This is a genomic window from Lentzea flava (assembly GCF_014648475.1).
In the GTDB taxonomy this organism is placed as follows: domain Bacteria; phylum Actinomycetota; class Actinomycetes; order Mycobacteriales; family Pseudonocardiaceae; genus Lentzea; species Lentzea flava.
The window spans coordinates 118836-124650 of sequence record NZ_BMRE01000007.1; the positions used below are offsets into that span (position 1 = coordinate 118836).

The window sequence follows — 5815 nt, forward strand, 5'->3', positions numbered from 1 at the left end:
CCGCGGAGCCGCGCACGACCGCCAGGATGGTGTGGCCGTTGCGCAGGGCGTCCGATCGGCGTTCCAGGACCAGCAGGCCCACGCCCTCGCCCCAGCCCGTGCCGTCGGCGGCGTCGGCGAAGGACTTGCAGCGGCCGTCCATCGCGAGGCCGCGCTGCTTCGAGAAGGCCACGAAGGAGCCCGGCGTCGACATGACGGTGACACCGCCGGCGAGGGCCAGGGAGCATTCGCCGTTGCGCAGCGCGGAAGCCGCGAGGTGCAGAGCGACCAAAGAGGACGAACAGGCCGTGTCGACGGTGACCGCGGGACCTTCGAGACCGAAGGTGTAGGCGACGCGGCCGGACAGCACGCTCTGCGCGGTGCCGGTGCCCTGGTAGCCCTCGAAGATGTCGTCGGACACCAGAGTCGAGTAGTCGTTGGACATCACGCCCGCGAAGACGCCGGTCTTGGAGCCCCGCACGGTCGCCGGGTCGATGCCCGCGCGTTCGAAGGCCTCCCAGGCGGTCTGCAGCAGCAGGCGGTGCTGGACGTCCGTGGCCAGGGCCTCGCGCGGCGACATGCCGAAGAAGTCCGGGTCGAACGACGGGGCGTCGTGCAGGAAGCCGCCCTGCATCACGTGGGTCTTGCCGGCGGCGTCCGGGTCCGGGTCGTAGAGCCCGTCGAGGTCCCAGCCGCGGTTGACGGGGAAACCGGTGATGCCGTCGCGTTCCTCGAACACCAGGCGCCACAGGTCTTCCGGCGACGACACCCCACCCGGGTAGTGGCAGGCCATGCCGACGATCACGATCGGGTCGTCGGAAACGTCAGCGGACACCGTTTCCGGCACGAGGACGTCGGCGCCGAACAGCTCGTCGAGCAGGTAGGAGGCCAGGGCACCCGCGGTCGGGTAGTCGAAGATCAGCGTCGCCGGGAGGCGGATACCGGTGGACGAGGTGAGGCGGTTGCGCAGTTCGACCGCGGTCAGCGAGTCGAAGCCGAGGCCCTGGAACGTGCGGGTGCGGTCCACTTCGGACGCATCGCCGTGGCCGAGCACCGCGGCCACCTCGGTGGCGACCAGATCCAGCAACGCCTCCAGGCGCGCATCGGAACCGAGACGCGACAACCGCGCGACAAGGCCATCAGACGCAACGGACTGGGCCGCAGCACGGCGCTTCGGCGTCTTGATCAGGCCGCGCAGCAACGGCGGAGGCGTGCCCTGAGAACGCAGCGCCGGAAGATCCAGGCGAAGGGGCAGCAGGAAAGCGTCCGAGCCGGCGGCACCGGCGTCGAACAGGGCCAGCCCCTCGGCGACCTTCAGCGGAGGCATGCCGGAACGGGCGATGCGCTGCATGTCGGCGTCCGACATCGCGGCGGTCATGCCCGACGTCTGCTCCCAGGCGCCCCACGCCAGTGCGACGGCGTGCTTCCCGGACGCACGGCGGACGCGCGCCAGAGCGTCGAGGAAAGCGTTGGCGGCGGCGTAGTTCGCCTGGCCCGCGCCACCGAACGTGCCCGCGGCGGACGAGAACAGCACGAAAGGCACGTCAGGCAGAAGCTCGTGCAGATGCAGCGCCGCGTCGGCCTTGGGGCGCAGCACGGTGTCGAGCCGAGCGTCGGTGAGCGACTCGACCACGCCGTCGTCGAGCACCGCGGCCGTGTGCACCACGCCACCGACGGAATGCCGCGACAGCAACGATTCCAGCGCCGGCCGGTCGGAGACGTCACACGCCTCGACGATCACGTCCGCACCCAGCTCGCGCAACGCCGACACGTCGGCGGAACCACTGCGCGACACCAGCAGCAGCTCCCGGACGCCGTGCTCCTCGACGAGATGCCGGGCCACCAGCTGACCGAGACCGCCGGTTCCACCGGTGATCAGCACGCGGCCGGACCACGACAGGCGCTCGGCGGGCAGGGCGGCTCGGGCCAGCCGGGCCGCGAGAACGACACCGTCGCGGATCGCGAGCACCGGCTCGTCGGTCGTCAGCGCGTGCAGCACCGCGCCCGCGGACGCCTCCGAGAAGTCCAGGTCCACCAACACGAAACGGCCGGGGTGCTCGGACTGCGCCGACCGCACCAGGCCACGCGCGGCAGCCGCGGCGAGGTCGTCACCGTCCACCGCACCGCGCGTCACGAACGCCAACCGGCCGTCGGGTCGCGCGAGGAACTCCTGGATCAGCGCCAGCACCCGCGAACAGGTTTCCCGCACATCGGTGCCCACCACGGGAACCAGCGTCAGGTCCGCGTCGGTCAGCGACTCGACCACCGGTCCCGCCGCCAGCGACAGCACGTCCGGGCCGAGCACCGCGACGGTCTGCTCGGCGAAGCCGGCCGGCAGCTCGACGGGCGCCCACTCGATGCGGAACAACGAGTCGCGCTCCACCCCGGATCCCAGTTCATCCACGGGAACCGGCCGTGTCTGCAGAGCCTCGACGGACGCGACGGGAGCACCGGTCATGTCGGCGACGGCGATCTCCATCGAGCCGTCCTCGCCCCGCGACAACCGCACCCGCACCGCGGAAGCGCCCGCGGCGTGCAGGGAGACGCCCTGCCAGGAGAACGGCAGCCCGCCCCGGCTGATCGAGCCGAGGTCGCCGAACCCGGCGGCGTGCATGCCGGCGTCCAGCAACGCCGGATGCAGCCCGAACACCGACCCGTCCACGCCGTCCGGCAACGCGACCTCGGCGTACACGACGCCGTCACCGCCGCGCCACACCGCCCGCAGGCCCTGGAAAACCGGCCCGTAGTCGAAGCCCAGGTCGGTGAAGCGCTCGTAGGAGCCGGAGATGTCGACTGCTTCCGCACCCGCGGGCGGCCACACGGAAGCGTCGAACGACACCTGCGACGCACCAGCGCCGAGCACACCGGACGCGTGCTGAACCCAAAGCGCGTCAACAGAACCCTCGGGCCGCGAGAAGATCGCGATCGAACGGCGGCCGGTGGAGTCGACGGCCCCAACGGACACCTGCAGCTGAACGGCGGACTCCGGCGTCAGCACCAGCGGAGCGGCGAGCGTGAGCTCCTCGACCCGATCGCAGCCCACCTCGTCCGCGGCACGGACCGCGAGCTCCAGGAACGCGGTACCGGCGAACAGAACCCGCCCCATCACCACGTGATCGGCGAGCCACGGGTGCGTGGCCAGCGACAGCCGCGAGGTGAACAGGTGCCCCGCCGAGCCCGCGAGCTCGACGGCCGCGCCGAGCAGCGGGTGGCCGACCGAGCCGAGGCCCGCGCCGCGCACGTCGCCGGCCTGGGTCTTCGGCCGCGGCCAGAACCGCTGCCGCTGGAACGGGTACGTCGGCAGGTCCGTCCGGACAGCCCCGGAACCTTCGAACAACCGCGCCCAGTCAACGGGCACACCGGCGACGTGCAGGCGCGCCAACGCCGTCACGAACGCGAGCTCCTCGCCGCGGTCCTTGCGGGAGGTGGGCACCGCGCCGTCGACCATCGCGGACAGCACGCCGTCCGGGCCGACCTCCACGAACGTCTTGTCGCCCATCGCGACCACCGTGTCGTGGAAGCGCACGGCTTCGCGGACGTGCTGCACCCAGTACTCGGATTGTTGAACGATCCCACGAGTCAACAGCGGGATCGTCGGATTGTTGAACGAAATACCGGAGATGGCCGCGCGGAACTCGTCCAGCATCGGTTCCATCAGCGGCGAGTGGAAGGCGTGGGAAACGTCGAGTTGCCGGACCTTCCTGTCGTTGAATTGTTCAACGATCCTACGAGCCTCTTGTTCCACACCGGCGATGACGACCGAGCGCGGGCCGTTGACGGCGGCGATGGAGACGCCGTCGGTGAGGTGCGGAAGGACCTCGTCCTCGGTGGCCTGCAAGGCGATCATGACGCCGCCCGCCGGGAGCGCCTGCATCAGCGACGCGCGCGCCGTCACCAGCGTGCAGGCGTCTTCGAGGGACAGCACACCGGCGACGTGCGCGGCCGCGATCTCGCCGATCGAATGGCCCGCCACCTGCTCCGGCACCAGTCCGAACGACTCCAGCAGCCGGAACATCGCCACCTCGAAGGCGAACAGCGCGGGCTGCGTGTAGCGGGTCTGGTTCAGCAGGGCGGCGTCGTCGCCCCACATCACCGAACGCAACGACGGGTCGAGATGCGCGAGGACCTCGTCGAAAGCGGAAGCGAACACCGGGAACCGGGCGTGGAGCTCGCGGCCCATCCCGATCCGCTGTGATCCCTGACCGGAGAACAGGAACGCGAGCGAGTGCTCCTCGACGGCCACGCCGCGCGCGAGCTCGGTGCCGTCCGGCAACACGACAGCGCGTTGCTCGAACGACGCACGCGCGGTCGCCAGCGTGAACGCGACGTCGAGCGGCGACAAGGCATCCACGACCGACTGCAGCCGTTCCCGCTGCTCCTCCAACGCCGCCGGAGTGCGGCCGGACAACACCCACGGCAGCACAGCGGGAGCGGAAACCTCCGCAGGCGCCTCGAAAGCCGGAGCCTGCTCGATGATCACGTGCGCGTTCGTGCCCGACACACCGAACGCGGAAACGCCTGCGCGCAAAGGCCTGTCCACGGACGGCCACGGCCGCGCGTCGTGCAGCAGCGAGACGTTGCCCTTGGTCCAGTCGACCTGGGTGGACGGCGTGCCGAGGTGCAGGGTCTTGGGCAGCAGCCCGTTCCGCAGGGCCATGACGACCTTGATCACACCGGCGACACCGGCCGCGCCCTGGGGGTGACCGATGTTCGACTTGATCGACCCGAGGTAGAGCGGTTCGGCGCGATCCTGCCCGTACACCGAGAGAATGGCCTGCGCCTCGATCGGGTCGCCCAGGGTCGTTCCGGTGCCGTGTGCTTCAACAGCGTCCACATCGGACGGTGCGAGGCCGGCGTTCTGCAGCGCCTGGCGGATGACGCGCTGCTGCGACGGGCCGTTCGGGGCGGTCAGGCCGTTGGAGGCGCCGTCCTGGTTGACGGCGGAACCGCGGACCACGGCCAGGATCTTGTCGCCCGCGCGCTGGGCGTCGGACAGGCGTTTCAGCACCAGCACGCCGACACCCTCGGACCAGCCGGTGCCGTCCGCGTCGTCGGAGAACGCCTTGCAGCGCCCGTTCCCGGCGAGCCCGCCCTGCGAGGTGAAGGCGGCGAACCCGGCGGGCGTCGTCATGACCGCGACACCACCGGCCAAAGCCAGGTCGCACTCGCCGGCGCGCAGGGCCTGAGCGGCGAGGTGCAGGGCCACCAGCGACGACGAGCAGGCGGTGTCGACGGTGACGGCGGGGCCTTCGAGGCCGAGGAGGTAGGAGATGCGGCCGGACAGCACCGAGGCGGCGAACGCGGTGGTGGCGTAGAGGCCGACGTCCTCGCCGGAACGGGAAAGGAGATCGGCGTAGTCCTGCGAGGTGGTGCCCATGAACACGCCGGTCTTGCTGCCGCGCAACGACTGTGCGTTCACCCCGGCGCGTTCCAGTGCCTCCCAAGCGGTTTCGAGCAGGAGGCGTTGCTGCGGGTCCATGACCACGGCTTCACGCGGTGAGATGCCGAAGAACCCGGCGTCGAACGACGCCGGGTCTTCGAGGAATCCGCCCTCGATCGTGGCCGTGTCCAGTTCGGACAGGTCCCAGCCGCGGTCGGTGGGGAAGCCGCCGATCACGTCCCTGCCTTCGGCGACGACCTGCCAGAGGTCCTCCGGCGACGCCACGCCGCCGGGGTACCGGCACCCGATGCCCACGATCGCGATCGGTTCCACCGCCGCCGCGATCAGCTGCTGGTTCTGCCTGCGCAGCCGGTCGATCTCCTTCAGTGACGACCGCAGAGCCTCGACGTACTGGTCACCAGAGGTGGTCATCGCGCTTCCTTCTCGGATCGCCCG

At 70.8% G+C, this 5815-nt stretch carries 1 protein-coding gene (running past one end of the window); it reads right to left on the reverse strand.

Annotated features, from left to right (window positions below; all coding sequences use genetic code 11):
- Positions 1-5791: the start of a type I polyketide synthase gene (locus IEZ09_RS12295; RefSeq protein WP_189253776.1), read on the reverse strand. The gene continues 23972 nt to the left of window position 1, outside the view; 5791 of the gene's 29763 nt are visible here — the first part of the coding sequence; the start codon lies at positions 5789-5791; its stop codon lies off the left edge, out of view.
- Positions 5792-5815 lie beyond the last annotated feature (24 nt).